This is a genomic window from Streptomyces sp. ITFR-21 (assembly GCF_031844685.1).
In the GTDB taxonomy this organism is placed as follows: domain Bacteria; phylum Actinomycetota; class Actinomycetes; order Streptomycetales; family Streptomycetaceae; genus Actinacidiphila.
Window position 1 is genome coordinate 3,611,496 of record NZ_CP134605.1, and the last position, 22,435, is coordinate 3,633,930.

A 22,435-nucleotide genomic window follows, 5' to 3' on the forward strand; every position below is an offset into this window, starting at 1 on the left:
GCCGTGCGAACGCGGGGGCAGGACGGTTCCGGTGATTGACATGTCCATTGTTGTTGGGGATGCTGTTGGAATCTGCCTCCCACCGGTGTCGATCCCTGTGCGGAAGCAGGGGAGATGGTGGAACGCAGACGGTCAGAGCGCCCAGAAGCCCCCTCCGACGCGGTACTGACCGGACGTCGTCCCCGGCCGGCGTTCCGCCGCGGGCCCGGCGTCGAAGCGGAGGCCGACCATGGAACGGGACGATGAAGCTGCTGCGAAGTCTCCGCGGTCCCCTGGCCCTCACCCTGTGCGGCGCCCTCGCCGCCGTGCTGTCGCTGGTGTGCCCCGCGCCCGCCCTGGCGTCGCAGACCGGCGTGCACAACGCGGACCCGAGCGTGATCAGGGTCGGCGGCACGTACATCTCGGCGGAGTCGTCCGGCGGCGGCATCGCCGTACGGGAGGCGTCCTCCCCGGACGCCCTCGGCGCGGCAACCCCCCGGCAGGTCTGGTCGGACACCAAGGGCCGCGGTGAGGTGTGGGCCCCGGAGATCGTGGTGGACGGCACCCGCTACTACGTCTACTTCACCGCCGGCACCGGATCGGCCCACCGGATGTACGTGATCAGCTCCGCCACCGCCGACAGCGGGTACGGCGCCGAGATGCAACTGGCCCTTCCGGACGGCAAATGGGCCATCGACGGCATTCTGTTCACCTTCAACGGCCAGCGCTGGTTCGTCTGGTCGGGCTGGGCGGGCGACACCAACGTCGAGCAGAACCTCTACATCGTCCGGATGAGCGGCCCGACCACGCCGACCGGCGCCCGGTACGTCATCTCGCAGCCGCGTGAGAGCTGGGAGCGGGTGGTCGGCAACCCGTACATCAACGAGGCGCCGGCGGCCGTCAGGGACCCGGCCGGCCGGTTGCACGTCGTGTACTCCGCCAACGGAAGCTGGAGCGACCGGTACTGCATGGCCGATCTGCGGCTGCGGTCCGGCGGCGACCCGACCTACGTCTGGGACTGGTACAAGTCCAACGGCTGCCTGTTCGGCTCCAACGCCGCGACGATGATGTCCGGTTGGGACCCCACCTTGTACGTCGACGGCCCCGGCAGCCACAGCTTCGTGCTGCTCGACGGCGACATCAGCACCAGCCCGCCGGCCGGCCCGACGTTCCCCCTGATGTTCACCGCGGTCCCGAAGGGCACCCCCTACTCGTGGGCCAACCGCTACTGGTTCACGGGCGGGTTCTGCTGGTGGGGCAACACCACCTACACCCGCGCCAACGTCCCCGGCGCGACCGGCGACACCGGCTGGGGCCTGAAGTTCTTCGAGTAGGCGCCGGCCGGCCCGCCCGGCGGACGAGGCCGCTCCCGGCCGGCCGCAACGGTCGCGCCCCGGAGCCGCGCGGCCGGGTACGCCGCCGGTGTCCCGACGGCCGTGCGGCGCGGCGGGCCGGGCGGCGGCGCCTTCGGCGAGCGGCGCACCGGCCCGCGCACCGGCCCGGTGGTGAGGGGCGGCCTCCCGGCGACCCGCGACGCCGGTGATCGCGGTTCCCGCGCGGCCGAGCGGGCACCCGGCGGAGCCGTCTTGCAGCCACTCTGCGCGCGGCTGCCGCGCGGGCCGGCTGCCGGGACCGGGGCGGGCCGCGATACGGGCGGCTTGCCCTCCGCGCGGCACGGCCATTGACAGTGCGGCACACCGCCTTCATGGTGGGAGCGCTCCCACAACTGGGGGCAGCAGGCCCGGCACGCATCCAGCGACCCCCCACGCCCCGCCTCCTGAAGGTGAGTATTGCCGTGCGTCTTGTCATGTCCAGCAGTCCATCACACCGGCACCGACGCCTCGTCGCGGCTGCCTCCGCCGCCGCGCTCACCGGCGCTTTGCTGCTCGGCGGGGCGTCCGCGCGGGCCGACGCCCCGCCGTCGGCGCCGGCCGACGCCACCGTCACGGTCAACGCCGGCGAGGGCCTGGGGACGATCCCCGACACGGCGTACGGCCTGAACAGTGCCGTGTGGGACGCGCAGATGAACGTGCCCGAGGTGCAGGACCTGGTCAAGGCCGCCGGCGTCGGCATGCTCCGCTATCCCGGCGGTTCCTACGGCGACATCTACCACTGGCAGACCAACTCCGCGCCCGGCGGCTACGTCGCGCCCGGCACGGACTTCGACGCGTTCATGGGAACGGTGCGGAAGGTCGGCGCCCAGCCGATCCTCATCGCGAACTACGGCTCGGGCACACCGCAGGAGGCCGCCGACTGGGTGCGCTACGCCAACATCACCCAGGGGTATGGCGTGAAGTACTGGGAGGTGGGCAACGAGCTGTACGGCAACGGGCATTACGGCTCCGGCTGGGAGCACGACGACCACGCCGACACCTCACCCGCCGCGTACGCCGGCAACGTGCTCCAGTACGTCTCGGCGATGAAGGCCGTCGACCCGACCGTCAAGGTCGGCGCCGTTCTCACCATGCCCGGCAACTGGCCGGACGGAGTGATCGGGAACGGCGAGAGCGCGGACTGGAACCACACCGTGATCCCGCTGATCGCGGGCAAGGCCGACTTCGTGATCGTGCACTGGTATCCGAGCAGTGCCGACGCCGCCCGGATGCTCGGCACCCCCGCCCAGCTCACCGGCGAACTCGCCCAGCTGCGCGATCAGTTGGACGACGCCGGCGCGGGCGGCACGCCGATCGCGCTCACCGAGGTCAACGGGGGCGTCGACGAGGACACCCAGCCCAACGCCCTGTTCGGCGCGGACGCCTACCTCACCGCCCTCCAGAGCGGGGTGTTCACGGTCGACTGGTGGGACACCCACAACGGTCCCCGGCAGATCTCGACCGCGCCCGACGGCGCCACCGACTACGGCGACTGGGGTGTGCTCTCCAGCGGCGACTGCATCGGCGAGGTGTGCGAACCGCCGCTGAACACGCCGTTCCCGCCGTACTACGCGATCGCGATGCTGAGCCGGCTCGGCCTCCCCGGTGACCTGATGGTCGCCTCCGGCAGTACCGGTGCGACGGTGGCGGCGCACGCCGTGCGCCGGGCGAACGGCGACCTGAGCGTCCTGCTGATCAACAAGGACCCCGCCGCCGCGCAGACCGTCGACCTGCGCTACACCGGCTTCACCCCCGACCTCTCGGCACCGGTGACCGTGGCCACCTACCGCGACGGGGCCCACGCGATCGACACCGCCACCTCGGCGGACGGCACCCGGCAGACCCTGCCGCCGTACTCGCTCACCACCCTCACCCTGCACGCCGAGCCCGGTACGGCCTCGGCCCTGTCCGCGCCCGGCGCGCCGAGGGTGACCGCGGTCGGCGACACCACCGCCACCGTGAGCTGGACCCCGTCCACCGGCGGCGCGGCCACCCGCTACGAAATCTACCGGCAGCTCGGCACGACCGGCGAACTGCTCGCGGACAGCACGGGCACCTCCGCCACCGTCCGCAACCTCACCCCCGGCACCACCTCCACCTGGAACATCCTGGCCCGTGACGCCGACGGCCGGCTCTCGGCGCCGTCCGACCCGGTCATTGTGCGCACCGGCACCCCCGCCCACTCCACCTGCCGGGTCGGGTACGCGACCACCGCCGGCTGGGGCAACGGGTTCAACGCCGCCGTGACCGTCACCAACACCGGCCCGACACCGATCACGGGCTGGACGCTGGCCTTCGACTTCCCCGCCGCCGGCGAGTCGGTCGCCGGCTACTGGAACGCCCACGTCAGCGAGAACGGCACGCACGTCGTGGCCACCCCCGTGGACTGGAACGCCACCCTGGCCGCCGACGGCGGCAACTCGGTGTCCTTCGGCTTCACCGGCGCCAACGACGGCGCGGCGCCACCGCCCACCGTCTTCACGCTCAACGGAACGGTCTGCACCACCACATGACCGCCTGACCGGGCCGGCCCGACCGCCGGCCCCCACCGGCCCGGCGGCGCGCGTACCTCCGACACGCCCGCCGCCGGGCCGGCATCCCCCCACCGTGCCGACCGCCCTCCCAGGAGGACGCCATGCCCCGACTCCCCCTCGCCCTGTCCCGGGCCGCCACCGCGCTGGCCGCCCTGCTCCCGCTGACCCTGACGGCGATCGCCGCCGCACCTGCCGGACACGCGGCCGCGCCGACCGCCGCCGCACCGGCCGCCGCCGCCTCGTACAACTACGCCGAGGCGCTGCAGGACTCGATGCTCTTCTACGAATCCCAGCGCTCCGGGAAACTGCCCGCCGACAACCGCGTCGCCTGGCGCGGCGACTCCGACCTGACCGACGGCGCCGACGTCGGCCTCGACCTGACCGGCGGCTACCACGACGCCGGCGACGAGGTGAAGTTCGGCTTCCCCATGGCGTTCTCCATGACCATGCTCGGCTGGGGCGGCCTGGACGAAGCCCCCGGCTACGCCGACAGCGGCCAGAGCGCGTACCTGCTGCGCAACCTGCGCTGGGGCGACGACTGGCTGCTCAAGGCGCACCCCTCGCCCAACGTGCTCTACGGCCAGGTCGGCGACGGCGGCAGCGACCACGCGTTCTGGGGGCCGCCCGAGGTCAACCCGTCGCCGCGGCCGTCGTTCAAAATCGACGCCTCCTGCCCCGGCTCGGACCTCGCGGGCGAGGCCGCCGCCGCGCTCGCCTCCTCGTCCATCATCTTCACCGCGAGCGACCCGGCGTACGCGGCGACGCTGTTGACCAACGCCAAGCAGCTGTACACCTTCGCCGACACCTACCGGGGAACCTACGACCAGTGCATCACCGCCGCCCAGGGCTACTACAACTCCTGGAGCGGCTACTGGGACGAGCTGGTCTGGGGGGCGATCTGGCTGTACCGGGCCACCGGCGACAGCGCGTACCTCGCCAAGGCGGAGACGTACTACGCCCAACTGCCCAAGATGCAGCAGACCACCACCCCCGAGTACAACTGGACGCTCGCCTGGGACGACAAGTCCTACGGCGACTACGTGCTGCTCGCCGAACTCACCGGCAAGCAGGGCTACATCGACGACGCCGAGCGCTGGCTCGACTGGTGGACCACCGGTGTGGACGGCAAGAAGGTCGGCTACTCGCCCGGCGGCGAGGCGTTCCTCGACACCTGGGGCTCGCTGCGGTACTCCGCCAACACCGCCTTCGTCGCCCTCCAGTTCAGCGGCTGGCTGACCGGCCGGGGCACGGACGCCGCCAGGGCGCGCACCTACCACGACTTCGGTGTCCGGCAGATCGACTACGCGCTCGGCGACAACCCGGCCGGCGTGAGCTACGAGATCGGGTTCACCAACTCCGGTACCAACAGCGCGTGGCCGCGCAATCCGCACAGCAGGGCCGCGCACGGTTCCTGGTCCCAGTCGATGACCGAACCCGCCGCCACCCGCCACCTCGACTACGGCCTGCTGGTCGGCGGACCGGGCTCCGCCGACGACGGGTTCTCCGACGACCGCGCCAACTACGGCGAGACCGAAGGCGCGCTCGACTACAACGCCGGCTTCTCCGGCGCGCTCGCGGCACTCACCGCGGAGTACGGCGGCACCCCGCTCGCGAACTTCCCGCCGAAGGAAACCCCCGACGGCCCCGAGGAGTTCGTACAGGCGGCGGTGAACGCGGCGGGCACGAACTTCTACGAGATCAAGGCGCAGGTGGTCAACAAGTCCGGCTGGCCCGCCCGCCACCTCACCCACGGCAGCTTCCGCTACTACTTCACCCTCGACCCCGGCACCACCCCGTCCCAGGTGACGCTCACCTCGGCGTACAACCAGTGCTCCGCCCCCAGCGGCCCCACCCAGTACGCCGACAGCGTCTACTACCTGACCGTGAGCTGCGAGGGCCAGGACATCGCCCCGGCCGGGCAGTCCGCCTTCCACCGCGAGGTGCAGTTCCGGCTGAGCTTCCCCGGCCCGCACGATCCGACCGGGGACTGGTCCTACCAGGGCGTCTCCACCACCCCCGGCTCGACCCCGGTCACCGTCAACGACATCGTGCTCTACGACGGCGCCACGGCGGTGTGGGGCAGCGCGCCCGGCGCGCCGGGTACGCCCCCCGCCTCGCCCACGCCGCCGTCCGCGCCCGGCGCCCCGGTCGCGTCGGAGGTCACCGCCACCTCGGTCGCCCTCACCTGGCCCGCCGCCACCCCCGGCAGCCGGCCGCTCGCCGGATACCGGGTGTTCGCCGACAGCGGCTCCGGCCCGGCGGCGGCCGGCGCCCCCGCGGCGGCCTCGGCGACGGTCACCGGCCTCACCCCGGCGACCGCCTACACCTTCACCGTCAAAGCGGTCGACGACACGGGCACCCTCTCGGCCGCGTCCCCGCCGCTGACGGTCACCACGAAGCCGGCCGCGACGGGCACGGGCTGCCCGATCACCTACACCGTCACCAACGACTGGGGCACCGGCTTCCAGGCCGACGTCAAGATCACCGACACCGGCGCGACCCCGGTCAACGGCTGGACGGTCACCTGGACCTTCGGCGCCGACCAGCAGGTCGGCAACGCCTGGAACGGCACCCTGACCCAGAGCGGCCAGACCGTCACGGCCCGGGACGCCGGCTACAACGCCACGATCCCGCCGGGCGGCTCCGTCGTCATCGGCTTCACCGCGACGTACCGCACCGCCAACACCGCCCCGCATGACTTCACCCTCAACGGACAGGCGTGCGGCACGTCCTGAACCCCCTGCCGCACCGTCCGGGCGGACCGGGCCCCGCAACCGGTCCGGTCCGCCCGCCGCCTCCGCCGCCTCCGCCGCCTCCGCCGCCTCCGCCGCCTCCGCCGCCTCCGCCTCCGCCTCCCCGCGGCGCCTCTCCGCACCGCCTCCTGTCGCCGTCTGCCGCGCCGGCGGCCCGTGTTCCCCGCGCGGACGAACGCACGATCGTCGCGGCCATGGAGATCCGGCGCGACGTCCGCGCGGTTCTGCTCGACTTGGGCACCGGCGGCGACAACAGCCCCATGGACACGGGAGAGTTCGTCGAGGGCGCCGTCACCGGGGGCTTCCCGACCGACGCGACCGGGAACGCCGTGCAGGCCAACATCACCGCGGCCGGCTATGCGAACAACACCACCACGTTCCCGCCGCCCACCGAGTCGGTCAGCAGCCTCAAGGCCCACGCCAACGGCAAGTACGTCGACGCGCCGAACAGCACCACCTCGCTCATCGCCGACGCCGCTTCGGTCGGCACGAACGAGACCTTCTCCACGGTCGCCAACAACAACGGCACCGTGAACCAGAAGGCGCGTTCCGACAACCAGTGGGTCACCGCCGAGAGCAACGGGAACTCCCCGCTGATCGCGAACCGCGGCGGGCCCGGCCCGTGGAAGACCTTCCACCTCGTCCACAACGCCGACGGCAGCGTCAGCTTCCGCGCCTACGACAACCAGCACCTCGTCACGGCCGAGAACGGCGGGGCGTCCGCCCTGATCGCCAACCGTACGGCGATCGGCCCCTGGGAGGAGTTCGACCTCGCCACGCAGCCGTCCCGGTGAGCCCGCGCGCCCGCGCTGAGGTGGACTGAGGCGCGGGCTGCACGCCGCCTCCATCGCAGCCGGCTCCGATCCGGATGCGGACGGATCGGGCGATTGCGTCCTCCCCCGCGAGGTCGCTCACCGGCCCGCTTCGGCCGGGCCCGCGGGCGCGTTCGGGAAGTTAACGCCGTCTCACAGGTTGACACGCCTTCCGCCCCACTGGCTTCATGAGTCACAGCGGTGAACGGACTTGACACCCCTGTGCGTCCTGCGTGCCGGCCACCGCGAGCCGGCACTCCCGGTCCGGCTCCGGCTTCCCGGACCTTCCCCTCCGCAGCCCTGAGGTTCCGGTCGGCCGCGTCGCGGCCACATTTGGGAGCGCTCCCGTCACCTGTGCGGGCAGGACTGAGTCGCCATACCGGCTGACCCGGGCAATCCGGCCGGCCGGTGACCGAAAGGATCGCCGTGCAAAGAAGCTTGATCGGCCCGCGTCGGCACGCCATGGCGTGGCCGGGGCTGCTGTCGGCCCTGCTGCTGGCCGCCTTGTCGCTCCTGACCGCTCCGTCCGCGCACGCCGCCACCACCATCTGCGACAAGTTCGGCAGTACCCACGTGTCGGGCGACACGTACGTCGTGCAGAACGACGAGTGGGGCGACACGATTCAGCAGTGCATCAACGCCACCGACGACGGATTCCAGTACACGACCGGCTACCACAACCTGTCCGGGGGCGCCCCGGCCGCCTACCCCTCGATCTACGTGGGCTGCCACTACGGAAACTGCTCCACCGGCAGCGGCCTGCCCCTGCAGGTCTCGGCGTTCGCCAACCCCACTTCCAGCGTGGACTTCACCACCGCTGACGGGCAGTGGGACGCCGCCTACGACATCTGGTTCGACTCCACGCCCAACCCGACCGGTCAGAACGACGGCGCGGAGCTGATGATCTGGGCCAACCACGCCGGCCCGCCGCAGCCGTTCGGCGCCAAGGTCGGGACCGTCGGCTTCGAGGGCGCCGTCTGGGACGTCTGGTACGGACGGCAGGGCACCAGCCCCGCCTGGAACACGGTCTCCTACGTCCGCCAGCAGAGCGCCAACGCCGTCACGGTGAACATCAGGGACTTCACCGACGACATGGCGGCCCGCGGCTACCTCTCCACAGCGTGGTACATGACCAGCGTCCAGTTCGGGTTCGAGCCGTGGGTCGGCGGTCCCGGGCTCGGCGTGAACTCGTTCTCCTACGACCCCCATGGCACGGGCACCGGCGGTACCGGCGGAGCGGGGCTGCTGTCCCAGGGCCACGACGCCTGGGCGTCCTCGTCGGAGACCACCGATTACCCGGCCTCCAACGCGGTCGACGGTAACGCCTCGACCCGCTGGAGCAGTTGCTTCTGCGACGGCCAGTGGCTGAACGTCGATCTCGGCGCGAGCCACCGGTTGTCCAACATCACCCTGAACTGGGAGGCGGCCTACGCCTCCGCTTTCAAGCTCCAGGTCTCCGACGACCCGGCCTTCGGTACCTGGAGCGACCTGACCACCGTCACCAACGGCACCGGAGGCAGCGTCAGTTACAGCGTGTCGGGCACCGGCAGATACGTGCGCCTGCTGGAACAGCAGCGCGCCACGCCGTACGGGACCTCGCTGTACGAGTTGCAGGTCTACGGCACCTGATCCCGGACTCCGCCGGCGGCCGGCTGCGGGGGTGCCACCTCTCATGGCCGCGTCCACCGGTCGATGCGGACTTTGCCCGTCTGCGCGTAGGCGTATGCGCCGATGGCACCTCGGTAGGGGGCGCACGGCAGTGCTGCTGGCTCGGCGAGAAGCTAACAAGGCTCTGACCTGGATGTCTTGACCAGCATTGGTGCAGTCAGAAGTGAGGCTGGCCCGACGTCGAGTGCGGTGACAGCGTGGTACCAGAACCGGTACCTGAAAGGAGTGATGATGCCCGCGCTCAACGTGACGTTCACCGACGAGGAAATGGCCACGCTCCGCCGGCAAGCGGCAAAGGAGGACACCAGTCTGAAGACGCTCGCTCACGATGCCGTCCTTGCCGAGGTCCATCGGCGCAAGGTGGCTGCGGCCGCCATGCGTACTGCGCGTATCTCTGCTGGACTGAACAAGCGCCTCGCAGACCTTTAGGGACCCAGCCATAACTGAGTATGTGGACGTCAGCGACGTCATCCAGATCGCAGAGATCACCCTCGGCGTACGTGTCGGTGTACGTGACTGGGGTCTCTTGCAGAGCGCAGTAGCACGACCGCAGGCCAGCGTGTTCGGAGAAGACGCCTACCCGACACTGTTCGAGAAAGCCGCGGCACTCCTGCACTCTCTCTCCAGTAGCTACAGCCTTGTCGACGGCAACAAGAGGACGAGCTGGGCGTCTGCCGTTGTCTTCCTCGATATCAACGGCTATGCCCGCAAGGAACCGCTGGACGAGGACGCCGCGGAGAAGCTCGTACTGGCTGTGGCTCGGTCTCAGCTGACCAACCCGGTGGTCGCAGATCGAATCCAGACCTTCGTCGCAGCCGCAACAAGCGGGGAATACCGCGCGGCCTGGGCCCGCTAGCCGCCCCCAGGCGTGATGCCTGGGGGCGGTTCAGGCCTCATTGATTTTGATTTCGTGCATCCGTTGCCGAGGGTGTATGTAAGCGTGCTGCCGTTAGCTCGATGACAACGAAGCCCCAGGTCCACGACCTGGGGCTTTATGCTGGAGCGGATGACGGGAATCGAACCCGCGCTCTGAGCTTGGGAAGCTCATGTTCTACCATTAAACTACATCCGCAGAGATGAACCGTGGGCCCTGCCGGGTGGGTTCGGGGAGAGTCTAGCGCATGGGGTGGCAAGGAGGGGGGAGGGGTGGTGCGGGAGTAGGTTGGCGGGGTGCGGTGTGGGGGGCTTCGGTGAGGGTGGGGGATCCCCTAATGTGGGGGTTTGTCTGCCACGCGGAGTTGGGGAAGGGGCTTCATGGAGCGCACCGTTGTTCGTTGTGCGGAGGGGCACGTGTTCAGTACGGGGTCGTTTCCGATGCAGCATTTGGGGGCTGATCGGCTCGGGCCCGGGCGGCTGTTGAGGTGTCCCAAGTGTGCACGGCTGCGGCATGCGGTGCCGGTCTCGGTGTCGGAGGGTGCCGGGAAGTAGGGGTCGGGGGCGCGGCCCCGGTGGGGGCCGCGTTCGTTGTCGCGTTAGTCTCGGGGCGTGCTTCTCTCAGACAAGGACATCCGGGCCGAAATCGACAACGGGCACGTACGCGTGGACCCGTTCGAGGCGTCGATGGTGCAGCCGTCGAGCATCGACGTGCGGTTGGACCGGTTCTTCCGGGTGTTCGAGAACCACCGGTATCCGCACATCGACCCGGCGGTGGAGCAGCCGGATCTGACCCGGCTGGTGGAGCCGGACGGGGATGACGCGTTCATCCTCCATCCGGGGGAGTTCGTGCTGGCGTCCACGTACGAGGTGATCTCGCTGCCGGACGACATCGCCTCGCGGCTGGAGGGGAAGTCGAGCCTGGGGCGGCTGGGGCTGCTGACGCACTCGACGGCCGGGTTCATCGACCCGGGGTTCTCCGGGCATGTGACGCTGGAGCTGTCGAACGTGGCGACGCTGCCGATCAAGCTGTGGCCCGGAATGAAGATCGGGCAGCTGTGCCTGTTCCGGCTGAGCTCGCCGGCCGAGTTCCCGTACGGCTCGCAGCACTACGGCTCCAGGTACCAGGGACAGCGCGGGCCGACGGCCTCCCGCTCGTACCTCGACTTCCACCGTACGAAGGTCTGATTGACCGCCGCTGGGGCCCGCCGGCCCCGGCGGCCGGAACCCGGGGCCGAACCCGGCCCCTGCCGCAGGCCCGAACGCCGGCCCCCGCAACCCGGCCCCGCCGTCCCGCCGCCCCCGCTAGATCAGCGGCAGCTTGAACAGCATCAGCAGGGCCAGCAGCTGGATCGACGACGCGCCCAGCGCCTTCAGCCACGGCAGGTCGTGCGACTTGCCCACCATCGAGGTCAGCAGCCACGCGCAGCCGAACCAGGTCAGCCAGCCCAGCAGCTGCACGAAGCCGTTGCCGCCGCCCAGGAAGATGGCGAACAGCAGCCGCGGGGCGTCGGTCAGCGAGGTGATGATCATCGCCAGGCCGACGGTGGGCGCCCAGGCGCCGTCGCCGCCGAGCTGGCGGGCCAGGGTGTTGGTGACCGCGCCGAGTGTGAGGCCGCACAGGACGACCGCGACGCCCGTGGTCAGCACCCAGGGGACGCTGGTGGCCAGGGTCGCGTCGAGGATGTCGTTGCGGGCGGCGTCGAAGCCGAAGACGGCGAGCAGGCCGTAGACGAAGGTGACGATCAGCGCGGGTGCCCAGACCTTGTGGTCCCGCGTCTGCCAGAACGTGCGGCCCGGGTGCCGGACGATGCCGCGCAGCAGGTCCTTCCAGTGCAGGCGGGGGCCGGCGGGCGGGGTGGCCGCCTGGCCGGCGCGGTAGGTGGCCACGTTGTCGTCGCCGTAGTGCGGTGACCCGGGCTGCGGGTCGGCGAGCGACGCGTCGCCGCCGAAGGTGAAAGCCCGGGTGTGCCCAGGGGCGTCGTCCTGCCCGGGGGAAGGGGCCGGCGCGTAGTACTCGGGCTCCCCGGCGGGCACCTGGCCCCGGCCCGGACCGTAACCAGGCCCGTAACCAGGTCCCTGCCCCGGCCCGCGGCCCTGCCCCGGCCCGCGGCCCGGGACCTGCCCGTACCCGCCCCCGTACGGCCCCGGCTGCCCGCCCGCACCCCCTGCGCCGCCCGCCCCGCCGCCGTACGGTCCTGACGGCCCCTGCTGCCCGTACCGCGGTGCGTAGCCGCCCCGCTGAGCGCCGTCGCCCTGTCGTCGTCCCTGGAAACCTGCCACGCCTTCGAACGTACCCGGTGCGCCCCGTTCCCGTACCGCGGCCGCGAACGGGGCCCGCCATTGCTGCCAACCTGTGACACGCCCCCTACCCGGGGTGGCGCCCTACACCGGGTCGGGCGACTCCTGCGCCACGCCCGCCGGCACCGGGGTCCGTACCGAGTCCAGCAGCAGCTGGGCCACGTCCACCACCACCAGCGACTCCTTCGCCGTGCCCTCGTTCTTGCGGCCGTTGACCGAGTCCGAGAGCATCACCAGGCAGAACGGGCAGGCCGTGGAGACGATGTCCGGGTCGAGGGACAGCGCCTCGTCCACCCGCTCGTTGTTGACGCGCTTGCCGATCCGCTCCTCCATCCACATGCGCGCGCCGCCCGCGCCGCAGCAGAAGCCGCGCTCCTTGTGGCGGTGCATCTCCTCGCTCCGCAGGCCGGGCACCTTGGCGATGATCTCGCGGGGCGGGGTGTAGATCTTGTTGTGCCGGCCCAGGTAGCAGGGGTCGTGGTAGGTGATCAGGCCCTCGACCGGGGTGACCGGGACCAGCTTGCCGTCGTCCACCAGGTGCTGGAGCAGCTGGGTGTGGTGGATGACGTCGTACTCGCCGCCGAGCTGCGGGTACTCGTTGGAGAGCGTGTTGAAGCAGTGCGGGCAGGTGGCGACGATCTTCTTCGCGGCGCGCGGCTTGCGGGTGGCCGGGTCGTCCTCGTCCTCGCCGAAGGCCGTGTTCAGCATGGCGACGTTCTCCATGCCGAGCTGCTGGAAGAGGAACTCGTTGCCCAGCCGGCGGGCCGAGTCGCCGGTGCAGTTCTCCTCGCCGCCCATGACCGCGAACTTCACACCGGCGATGTGCAGCAGTTCGGCGAACGCCTTGGTGGTCTTCTTGGCCCGGTCCTCCAGGGAGCCGGCGCAGCCCACCCAGTACAGGTACTCCACGTCCGTGAGGTCCTCGACGTCCTCGCCGACGATCGGCACCTCGAAGCCGACCTCCTGGACCCAGGCGAGGCGCTGCTTCTTGGGCAGGCCCCAGGGGTTGCCCCTCTTCTCCAGGTTCTTGAGCATCGTGCCCGCCTCGGAGGGGAAGGCCGACTCGATCATCACCTGGTAGCGGCGCATGTCCACGATGTGGTCGACGTGCTCGATGTCCACCGGGCACTGCTCGACGCAGGCGCCGCAGGTGGTGCAGGACCACAGGACGTCGGGATCGATGACGCCGTTCTCCGCGAGGGTGCCGACCAGCGGGCGCTCGGCCTCGGCGAGGGCGGCGGCGGGGACGCCGGCCAGCTGCTCCGCGGTGGCCTTCTCCTCGCCCTCCGCGGTCTTGCCGCCGCCGGCCAGCAGGTAGGGCGCCTTGGCGTGCGCGTGGTCGCGCAGCGACATGATCAGCAGCTTCGGCGACAGGGGCTTGCCGGTGTTCCAGGCGGGGCACTGCGACTGGCAGCGCCCGCACTCGGTGCAGGTGGAGAAGTCGAGGATGCCCTTCCAGGAGAACTGCTCGACCTGGGAGACGCCGAAGACGTCGTCCTCGCCCGGGTCCTCGAAGTCGATCGGGGTGCCGTTGGAGGTCATCGGCTGGAGGGCGCCGAGCGCGACCGGGCCGTCGGCGTGGCGCTTGAACCAGATGTTGGGGAAGGCCAGGAAGCGGTGCCAGGCCACGCTCATGTCGGTGTTGAGGCCGACCGTGATCGCCCACGTCATGGTGACGCCGAGCTTGATCATCGCGGTCAGGTAGATCAGCGTCTGCAGGGTGCCGGCGCCCAGCCCGCGGAAGGCCGCGACCAGCGGGTACGACACCCAGTACGACGCCTCGTAGTGGTCCACCCCGTGGATGGCGCCCTCGAGGCCGCGCAGGGTGAGGATGGCCAGGCCGATCACCAGGATGACGTATTCGACGAAGTACGCCTGCCAGGCCGTGGAGCCCGCAAAGCGGGACTTGCGGCCGGCCCGGGAGGGCAGGTTCAGCAGCCGGACCGCCATCAGGACCAGGATGCCCGCGGTGGTGCCGAGCGCGATGAACTCGATGTACACCTCGTACGGCGGCCAGGTGCCGATCACCGGGAGGACCCAGTCGGCCCGGAAGAGCTGGCCGTAGGCGTTGACGATGGTCAGGCCCAGGGTGAGGAAGCCGACCGCGACGAACCAGTGGGCGACGCCGACGACGCCCCACCTGTTCATGCGGGTGTGCAGGGCGAACTCCCTGGCCAGCGTCCTGGTGCGCGCCACCGGGTCGTCGGTGCGGCTGCCGGCCGGGACGGGCTGGCCGAGCCGGACGAACCGGTAGATCTGCGCGACGGCGAGGCTGACGAGCGCGACGCCGACCGCGGTGAGGACCAGCGACACGATGATCGCGGCGAGTTGCATGAGGGCTCCTCGGGCCTGCGCGAGCGATACGTACTAAGCGGTAACTTACTTCGGTCTCGGCTGAGGTTACCCGGGAATCCGGGGCCCATAAAGTTCCCGGCCCGGTGATCTGTGTCGCGGGCCCCCGGCGTGTCGCGTGGTGTGTCCTGCGGCGGTTTCCGCGGGCACGGCATGGTGGCGCGGGCCTTCCCGCCGCGGCGCTGCGGTTGAAGCTTCCCGGATCGTGACAAACATGGAGTCAGCGGCCTTACCCGCCGCCCCGACCCCGTCCGGCGGCCTTTTGCCGCCCGGCCCGTCCGGCGGCCTCGGCCGTCCGATTTGCCCGGCGGCCTTAGCCGCTCCGACCGCCCCGCTCCGACCGCCCCGCCCCCTGCCGGCCCGCCCCCTGCCGGCCCGACCGAGGAGGACCCGACGATGCGCACCCTGCTCCGCTGGGTGGCGGTCAGCGCCGGCCTCGCCCTGGTGGTGACGGCCGGCCTCGGCTGGGCGGCCTACCGCAAGTTCAGCGACAACATCCGCACCGACAGTGCCGCCGAGCGCGTGCTGGCCCGGTACGCGGCCGAGCGGCCCCCCGTCCTGGTGCCGGGTGCGCGCAACATCCTGGTGATGGGCACCGCCGACGGCGCCCGGGGCGGGGACGGCGAACCCGAGGCGGCCGTCCTGCTGCACCTGTCCGCGGACCGGCGGCGGGCCGCGGCGGTCGGTGTGCCCCGCGAGCTGATGGTGGCCGCACCCCGGTGCGCCCGGCCCGGCGGCGGCACCACCCCGGCGGCGTACGAGCCCTTCGGCGCCGCCTTCCGCAGCGGCGCGGCGTGCTCGATCCGCGCCTTCGAACGGCTCAGCGGCATCCGGATCGACCACCATCTGGTGGTGGACGTGGCCGGCTTCCAGAAGATCGCCGGCGCGGTCGGCGGCCGTGCGGTGGACGCCAGGGGCGACCTGCCGCAGGCGCTGGCCCGCGGCGCGCGCGGTGGCGACGGCGGGCTCGCCCATCCCGCGCGGCTCTACGGGTTCCTGGACACCGCGACCTCCTCGATCACCGCGGACCCCGGACTCAGCTCGCTGCCCGCGCTGTACGACCTGGCCGGCAGCCTGCGCCGGCTCCCGGCCGGCGGCCTGGTGCTCCGTACGGTCCCGGTGGCCCGTCACGGCGTGCCCCGGCAGCCGGGGGCGGGGGAGCTCTTCCAGGCGCTACGGGCCGACCGGCCGCTGTCCTGTGCTGCCTGCGCGCGAGCCGCGCGGCAAAATTGAGCCGACCCGACTCATCTCTGTTGACAGAAGATCCGGGCTGAGGCACTCTTGAGTCAGTTCCACTCAAGTGCGGTTAGCTGGAGGATTTCACCATGGCAGAACGTGCGGTCGGCATCGACCTGGGCACGACTAATTCCGTCGTCAGCGTTCTGGAAGGCGGCGAGCCCACCGTCATCACCAACGCAGAGGGCGCCAGGACCACGCCGTCCGTCGTCGCCTTCGCGAAGAACGGCGAAGTGCTCGTCGGCGAGGTCGCCAAGCGACAGGCCGTCACCAACGTCGACCGGACCATCCGCTCGGTCAAGCGCCACATGGGCACCGACTGGCGGATCAACCTCGACGGCAAGGACTTCAACCCGCAGCAGATCTCCGCGTTCATCCTGCAGAAGCTGAAGCGGGACGCCGAGTCGTACCTGGGCGAGAAGGTCACCGACGCGGTGATCACCGTCCCCGCGTACTTCAACGACTCCGAGCGGCAGGCCACCAAGGAGGCCGGCGAGATCGCCGGGCTGAACGTCCTGCGCATCGTCAACGAGCCGACCGCCGCCGCGCTGGCGTACGGCCTGGACAAGGACGACCAGACGATCCTGGTCTTCGACCTCGGCGGCGGCACCTTCGACGTGTCGCTGCTGGAGATCGGCGACGGCGTGGTCGAGGTCAAGGCCACCAACGGCGACAACCACCTCGGCGGCGACGACTGGGACCAGCGGGTCGTCGACTACCTGGTCAAGCAGTTCCAGTCCGGCCACGGTGTGGACCTGGCCCGCGACAAGATGGCCCTCCAGCGCCTCCGTGAGGCCGCGGAGAAGGCGAAGATCGAGCTGTCCTCGTCCACCGAGACCTCGATCAACCTGCCCTACATCACCGCCTCCGCCGAGGGCCCGCTGCACCTGGACGAGAAGCTCACCCGGGCCCAGTTCCAGCAGCTGACCGCGGACCTGCTGGAGCGCTGCAAGACCCCGTTCCACAACGTCATCAAGGACGCCGGCATCCAGCTGTCCGAGATCGACCACGTGGTCCTGGTCGGCGGTTCCACCCGGATGCCCGCCGTCGCCGACCTGGTGCGCGAGCTGACCGGCGGCAAGGACGCCAACAAGGGCGTCAACCCGGACGAGGTCGTCGCCATCGGCGCGTCCCTGCAGGCCGGTGTGCTCAAGGGCGAGGTCAAGGACGTCCTGCTGCTCGACGTCACCCCGCTGTCCCTCGGTATCGAGACCAAGGGCGGCATCATGACCAAGCTGATCGAGCGCAACACCACGATCCCGACCAAGCGCTCCGAGATCTTCACCACCGCCGAGGACAACCAGCCGTCGGTGCAGATCCAGGTCTACCAGGGCGAGCGCGAGATCGCCGCGTACAACAAGAAGCTCGGCATGTTCGAGCTGACCGGCCTGCCGCCGGCCCCGCGCGGGATGCCGCAGATCGAGGTCACCTTCGACATCGACGCCAACGGCATCATGCACGTCGGCGCGAAGGACCTGGGCACCGGCAAGGAGCAGCGGATGACCGTCACCGGCGGCTCCTCGCTGCCCAAGGACGAGGTCGACCGGATGCGCCACGAGGCCGAGCAGTACGCGGACGAGGACCACAAGCGCCGCGAGGCCGCCGAGACCCGCAACCAGGGCGAGCAGCTCGTCTACCAGACCGAGAAGTTCATCGCGGACAACAAGGACAAGCTCCCCGAGGACGTCAAGTCCGAGGTCGAGACCGCGATCGCGGACCTCAAGGAGAAGCTGAAGAACGAGTCCGCGGAGGACGGCAACACCGCGTTGATCCGCGAGGCCACCGAGCACGTCGCGGCCGTCAGCCAGAAGCTGGGCCAGGCGCTGTACGCCAACGCCGGAGCCGAGGGAGCCGCCGCCGCGGGCGCGCCGGCCGGTGAGCAGGCCGCGGCCGACGACGACGTGGTGGACGCCGAGATCGTCGACGACGAGAACGGCAACAAGAGGGACGGTGCCGCGTGACGGAGGAGCCGAAGGGCTTCGAGGAGCCCGACGTCCCCTCCGAGGCCGCCGACAAGCCCGCATCCGCCAAGGACGCCGGGACCGCCGACCAGGCGGGGTCGGCGGCCCAGGGCGGGGACGCCAACGAACTGACGGCCCTGAGGGCGCAGCTGGACCAGGTGCGTACCGCGGTCAACGAACGCACCGCGGACCTCCAGCGCCTCCAGGCCGAATACCAGAACTACCGCCGCCGGGTGGAGCGGGACCGGGTCGCGGTCAAGGAGATCGCGGTCGCCAACCTGCTCATCGAGCTGCTCCCGGTGCTGGACGACATCGGCCGGGCCCGCGAGCACGGTGAACTGGTGGGCGGCTTCAAGTCGGTCGCCGAGTCGCTGGAGACGGTCGCCGCCAAGCTGGGGCTCCAGCAGTTCGGCAAGGAGGGCGAGCCCTTCGACCCGCTGGTGCACGAGGCGCTGATGCACAGCTATTCGCCCGATGTCACGCAGACCACATGCGTGCAGATCCTCCAGCCGGGGTACCGCATCGGGGAGCGCAATCTCCGGCCCGCCCGGGTCGCGGTCGCCGAACCGCAGCCGGGCGCGCACGGCAAGCCGGAGGGCCTGTCGGAGGAGGACGACGAGAAGCCGGACAGCGAGGAGACCGGTGGCCCGGACGAGGGCTGACGGAGCGGCAGGAGTGACGGAGAGGAGGGACGTCGGGGATGAGCATCAGTAGGGACCTGTTGGAGAAGGACCTGTACAAGGTCCTCGGCGTCCCCAAGGACGCCACCGACGCGGAGATCAAGAAGGCGTACCGGAAGCTCGCCCGCGAGTTCCACCCGGACGCCAACAAGGGCGACGCGAAGGCCGAGGAGCGCTTCAAGGAGATCTCCGAGGCCAACGACGTCCTCTCCGACGCCAAGCGGCGCAAGGAGTACGACGAGGGCCGCGCGCTGTTCGGCAACGGCGGTTTCCGCCCCGGGCCGGGCGCGGGCGGCCCCGGCGGCTTCAACTTCGACCTCGGCGACCTCTTCGGGGGCGGCGGCACCCCCGGCACCGGCGCGCCCGGTACGGGTCAGGGCGGCGGCTTCGGCGGCGGTCTCGGTGACGTGTTCGGCGGGCTGTTCAACCGCGGCGGCACCACCCGGGTGCAGCCGCGGCGCGGCCAGGACGTCGAGTCCGAGGTGACGCTGAGCTTCACCGAGGCGGTCGACGGGGCCACGGTCCCGCTGCGGATGTCCTCGCAGGCGCCCTGCAAGGCGTGTTCCGGCACCGGCGACAAGAACGGCACCCCCCGGGTGTGCCCGACCTGCGTCGGCACCGGGCAGGTCTCGCGCGGCGGCGGTGGCGGCTTCTCGCTCACCGACCCGTGTGTGGACTGCAAGGGCCGTGGCCTGATCGCGGAGAACCCCTGCGAGGTCTGCCACGGCAGCGGCCGGGCGAAGAGCTCGCGCACCATGCAGGTCCGTATCCCCGCCGGGGTCACCGACGGGCAGCGGATCCGGCTGCGCGGCAAGGGAGCGCCCGGCGAGCGCGGCGGCCCGGCCGGCGACCTCTACGTTGCCGTACACGTCGGACGGCACCCGGTGTTCGGCCGCAAGGACGCCAACCTCACCGTGACCGTGCCGGTCACCTTCGTGGAGGCGGCCCTCGGCGGAGAGATCAGGGTGCCCACCCTCGGCGGGCCCCCGGTCACCCTCAAGCTGCCCGCCGGCACCCCCAACGGCCGTACGCTGCGGGCCCGCGGCAAGGGCGCGCTGGGCAAGGACGGCTCTCGCGGGGACCTGCTGGTCACCGTCGAGGTGACGGTGCCGGAGAAGACCGAGGGCAAGGCGCTCGACGCGCTGGAGTCGTACCGGGAAGCAACCGCGGACGTCGATCCGCGGGCGGAGCTGTTCAAGGCCGCAAAGGGAGCGTGAGGCGATGAGCATCGACGGAGGCGGGGTCCGCAGGCCGGGCGGACCGATGGGCCGCAGCCCGTACCAGCTGACCGAGGAGTCCCCGGTCTACGTCATCTCGGTGGCGGCCGAGCTGTCCGGGCTGCACCCGCAGACCCTGCGGCAGTACGACCGCCTCGGCCTGGTCTCCCCGGACCGTACGGCCGGCCGCGGCCGGCGCTACTCGGCCCGCGACATCGAGCAGCTGCGCGAGGTGCAGCGGCTCTCGCAGGACGAGGGCATCAACCTGGCCGGCATCAAGCGGATCATCGAACTGGAGAACCAGGTGGCCGCGCTCCAGGCCCGCGTCGCCGAGCTCGGCGCGGCCGTCGAGGGCGCCGCCGCCGTGATCCAGCAGCGCGAGGCGGCCGTCCACGCGTCCTACCGCCGCGACCTGGTCCCGTACCAGGACGTGCAGCACACCAGCGCCCTGGTGGTGTGGCGGCCTCGGCGGGACGGCTGACGCCCCGCCGGGTGCCCAAGAGGTGCGGGGGCGCCCCGTCGGGCGTCTTCCGGCGGGGCCCGTGCGGCGTCCTGGGCGGCGTGGCGGGCTCGGGCGTCCTGAGGACGCCGGCTTGGTCAGGCGTCCTCGGCGGCGGGATCCCGGCCGGCGGGTGTCAGGCGTTGCCCATCGCGCGGGTGAGGGCGATCTCGATGACGATCCGCTCCGGGTCGGGCGCGGGCGTGCGGCCGTAGCGTTCGGCGTAGCGGCTGACCGCGTCGGCGATCCGGGCCGGGTCCTCGCACACGGTGGCGAGCCCTTCGAGGGTGGCCCACTTGCCGCCCGCCACCTGGGAGACCGCCACCGCGGCGCCGGCCGGGCCCGCGGCGCGGACATGGGCGGCCTTGGCGCTGGCCCGGCCGGTGATGACGCGGGCCAGACCGGCCCGCGGGTCGTAGGTGACACCGACCGGTACGAGGTGCGGGGTGCCGTCCGGGCGCGGGGTGGCCAGGGCGCACAGGTGGTACTCCTGCCAGAAGGCGAGGTAACCGGGTGTGGGCGCGCGGGGATCGAGAGGTGCCATGCGGACGACGTTAGCCCCTCGCCCCGCACCCCGGCCGGTCCGGCCACCCGGGCTCCGCCGGCCACCCGGGCTCCGCCAACTCCTGCGGCTCCGCCGGCCCCCGCGGCTCCGCCGCCCGCCCCTGCTCGACAGACCGCCCCGAGCCGCTCGGCGGCCCCGGCTCCGCCGCTCACCCCAGCCGTACGGGCAGCTCCGTCACGCCGTTGCCGACGAAACCCGGCAGCGGCGGCAGCGACCCGTCCGGCACGGCCACGGTCAGGCCGGGGTGGGCCGCGTACAACTCGCGCAGCGCGATCACCGCTTCCAGGCGGGCCAGCGGCGCGCCCAGGCAGTAGTGGGCGCCGTGCCCGAAGGACAGGTGCCGGCCGGCCGGGCGGGTGACATCGAACCGGTCGGCGTCCGGCCCGTACTCGCGCCGGTCGCGGCCGGCGGCGGCGTATCCGGCCAGGACCGGGGTGCCGCGCGGCACCGTGACGCCGTCCACCTCGATGTCGGTGGTCGGGTACCGGAACGGGAAGTTGGCGACCGGGCTGTCCCAGCGGAGCGTCTCCTCGACCACCGCGTCCCAGGACGCCCGCCCGGCCAGGACCAGCGCGAGCTGCTCGGGGTGGCCGCTGAGCGCGCGGACCGCGTTGGTGATCAGGTTGAGGGTGGTCTCGTGGCCGGCCACGATCATCAGCAGCAGGGTGCCGGTGAGTTCGGCGTCGCTGAGCCGCTCCGCGCCGCCGTTCAGGGCGTCGTCGCGGGCCGCGATCAGCGCGCTGGTCAGGTCCTCGCCGGGCCGGGCCCTGCGGTCGGCGACGACCCGGGCGAGCACCGCGTGGATCCGCGCCTGGGCGGCCATCGCGTCGGCGGCCGGGCTGGAGGTGCTGACCAGGACGCGGACCAGCTCGTGCAGCTCGTCGCGGTAGGCGGCGTCGACGCCGAGCAGCTCCGAGATGACCCCCATGGGCAGCGGGTACGCGAAGTGCAGCCGCAGGTCCACCACCCCGTCGCCGTCGCGGTGTCCGGGCAGCGCGGCGAGCAGTTCCCCGGCCAGCCGGCCGATCCAGGGCCGCATGGCGGCCACCCGGCGCGGGGTGAACGCCTTGGTGGCCAGGCCGCGCAGCCGCCGGTGGTCGTCACCGTCCGCCGTGGTCATGCCGTCGACCAGGGCGAACGCGTTGAGCTGCCACTGCTCGGGGACACGGCCCTGCTGGTAGGCGGCGAAGTGACGGGCGCTCTTGGCGACCTTGGGGTCGGCCAGGAAGTCGCGCAGCTCCTTGTAGCGGGACACGATCATCCCGGGCACGCCGCCGGGCAGCAGCACCGGGCAGGCGGCCGCCGCCTCGCGCAGGGCGCCGGCCTCCGCGTGGACGGCGGTACCGGAGGGGTCCATGGGGTGCGCAGCGGTCATGTCACATCCTCACCAGCGGGGACCTGCGGAGGTACGGGGGTGTACGGCATGGCGTACACGACAGGGCTGCGAACGGTGCCGGTCGCGGTGCGTTTTGGGCAACTCCGTTGGACTCCGCCGGAGTTGTGCCGGCATTGTCGCACCGCCGCGGGGGCTTCTTCAACGATCAAACAAAATCCGGCAACGCGGCGCGTAGTCGCCCTGACATACCCTTGAGTGGAATAGACTCAACTTACCGTACGTTGATGAACGCAGGT

At 71.5% G+C, this 22,435-nt stretch carries 17 protein-coding genes and 1 tRNA gene; 13 read left to right on the forward strand and 5 right to left on the reverse strand.

Translation table 11 applies throughout. From position 1 onward, the window contains the following. Positions 1 to 242 precede the first annotated feature (242 nt). From RLT57_RS15800 to RLT57_RS15830, 7 genes are all read left to right on the forward strand, one after another. Positions 243 to 1,313 (forward strand): glycoside hydrolase family 43 protein, encoded by a 1,071-nt coding sequence (locus tag RLT57_RS15800; protein ID WP_311298039.1) that lies wholly within the window; start codon positions 243 to 245, stop codon positions 1,311 to 1,313. Positions 1,314 to 1,774: 461 nt separating this feature from the next. Beyond that, complete coding sequence (locus RLT57_RS15805) at positions 1,775 to 3,865, forward strand: cellulose binding domain-containing protein (RefSeq protein ID WP_311298040.1); 2,091 nt, start codon at positions 1,775 to 1,777, stop codon at positions 3,863 to 3,865. Between the two features lie 122 nt (positions 3,866 to 3,987). Next, positions 3,988 to 6,621 (forward strand): glycoside hydrolase family 9 protein, encoded by a 2,634-nt coding sequence (locus RLT57_RS15810; RefSeq protein ID WP_311298041.1) that lies wholly within the window; start codon positions 3,988 to 3,990, stop codon positions 6,619 to 6,621. Between the two features lie 212 nt (positions 6,622 to 6,833). Further along, complete coding sequence (locus RLT57_RS15815) at positions 6,834 to 7,433, forward strand: fascin domain-containing protein (protein WP_311298042.1); 600 nt, start codon at positions 6,834 to 6,836, stop codon at positions 7,431 to 7,433. Between the two features lie 444 nt (positions 7,434 to 7,877). Then, positions 7,878 to 9,080, forward strand: a complete 1,203-nt coding sequence (locus tag RLT57_RS15820; RefSeq protein WP_311298043.1) for a GH12 family glycosyl hydrolase domain-containing protein — start codon at positions 7,878 to 7,880, stop codon at positions 9,078 to 9,080. A gap of 270 nt (positions 9,081 to 9,350) precedes the next feature. Next, a complete protein-coding gene (locus tag RLT57_RS15825; RefSeq protein WP_311298044.1) occupies positions 9,351 to 9,548 on the forward strand; it encodes a hypothetical protein in 198 nt (65 codons plus the stop codon). A 22-nt stretch (positions 9,549 to 9,570) separates the two neighbouring features. Then, positions 9,571 to 9,975, forward strand: coding sequence for a type II toxin-antitoxin system death-on-curing family toxin (locus RLT57_RS15830; RefSeq protein WP_311298045.1), 405 nt, complete (start codon positions 9,571 to 9,573; stop codon positions 9,973 to 9,975). Between the two features lie 142 nt (positions 9,976 to 10,117). Here the strand turns inward: RLT57_RS15830 and RLT57_RS15835 are convergent. Beyond that, positions 10,118 to 10,191 (reverse strand) — tRNA-Gly (locus tag RLT57_RS15835). A gap of 413 nt (positions 10,192 to 10,604) precedes the next feature. On the opposite strand from RLT57_RS15835, the gene dcd reads away from it, so the two are divergent. Then, positions 10,605 to 11,180 carry a dCTP deaminase gene (gene dcd / locus RLT57_RS15840; RefSeq protein WP_311298046.1) on the forward strand — a complete coding sequence of 192 codons (576 nt, stop codon included), beginning with the start codon at positions 10,605 to 10,607 and terminating at the stop codon, positions 11,178 to 11,180. Positions 11,181 to 11,297: 117 nt separating this feature from the next. Here dcd and RLT57_RS15845 read toward each other — a convergent pair whose 3' ends face one another. Both RLT57_RS15845 and RLT57_RS15850 read right to left on the reverse strand, forming a co-directional pair. Continuing rightward, the gene (locus RLT57_RS15845) at positions 11,298 to 12,029 is read right to left on the reverse strand and encodes a Yip1 family protein (protein ID WP_399128760.1); all 732 of its coding nucleotides are present in this window, start codon (positions 12,027 to 12,029) and stop codon (positions 11,298 to 11,300) included. A gap of 348 nt (positions 12,030 to 12,377) precedes the next feature. After that, the gene (locus RLT57_RS15850) at positions 12,378 to 14,627 is read right to left on the reverse strand and encodes a (Fe-S)-binding protein (RefSeq protein WP_311298048.1); all 2,250 of its coding nucleotides are present in this window, start codon (positions 14,625 to 14,627) and stop codon (positions 12,378 to 12,380) included. A gap of 414 nt (positions 14,628 to 15,041) precedes the next feature. On the opposite strand from RLT57_RS15850, the gene RLT57_RS15855 reads away from it, so the two are divergent. The 5 genes from RLT57_RS15855 to RLT57_RS15875 all read left to right on the forward strand — a co-directional run bounded on the left by RLT57_RS15855 (position 15,042) and on the right by RLT57_RS15875 (position 20,220). Beyond that, a complete protein-coding gene (locus RLT57_RS15855; RefSeq protein ID WP_311298049.1) occupies positions 15,042 to 15,878 on the forward strand; it encodes an LCP family protein in 837 nt (278 codons plus the stop codon). Between the two features lie 92 nt (positions 15,879 to 15,970). Further along, a complete protein-coding gene (gene dnaK / locus RLT57_RS15860) occupies positions 15,971 to 17,842 on the forward strand; it encodes a molecular chaperone DnaK (protein ID WP_311298050.1) in 1,872 nt (623 codons plus the stop codon). Beyond that, positions 17,839 to 18,504, forward strand: coding sequence for a nucleotide exchange factor GrpE (grpE, locus tag RLT57_RS15865; RefSeq protein WP_311298051.1), 666 nt, complete (start codon positions 17,839 to 17,841; stop codon positions 18,502 to 18,504). Before dnaK ends, grpE begins: the two co-directional genes overlap by 4 nt. Before the next feature lie 38 nt (positions 18,505 to 18,542). Continuing rightward, complete coding sequence (dnaJ, locus tag RLT57_RS15870; protein ID WP_311298052.1) at positions 18,543 to 19,739, forward strand: molecular chaperone DnaJ; 1,197 nt, start codon at positions 18,543 to 18,545, stop codon at positions 19,737 to 19,739. Positions 19,740 to 19,743: 4 nt separating this feature from the next. Then, the gene (locus RLT57_RS15875; RefSeq protein WP_311298053.1) at positions 19,744 to 20,220 is read left to right on the forward strand and encodes a heat shock protein transcriptional repressor HspR; all 477 of its coding nucleotides are present in this window, start codon (positions 19,744 to 19,746) and stop codon (positions 20,218 to 20,220) included. Positions 20,221 to 20,374: 154 nt separating this feature from the next. Here the strand turns inward: RLT57_RS15875 and RLT57_RS15880 are convergent, their stop codons facing one another. Together RLT57_RS15880 and RLT57_RS15885 are read right to left on the reverse strand one after the other, a co-directional pair. Beyond that, positions 20,375 to 20,782 (reverse strand): pyridoxamine 5'-phosphate oxidase family protein, encoded by a 408-nt coding sequence (locus RLT57_RS15880; protein ID WP_311298054.1) that lies wholly within the window; start codon positions 20,780 to 20,782, stop codon positions 20,375 to 20,377. 169 nt (positions 20,783 to 20,951) lie between these two features. Continuing rightward, a complete protein-coding gene (locus RLT57_RS15885) occupies positions 20,952 to 22,178 on the reverse strand; it encodes a cytochrome P450 family protein (protein WP_311298055.1) in 1,227 nt (408 codons plus the stop codon). Positions 22,179 to 22,435: the final 257 nt, after the last annotated feature.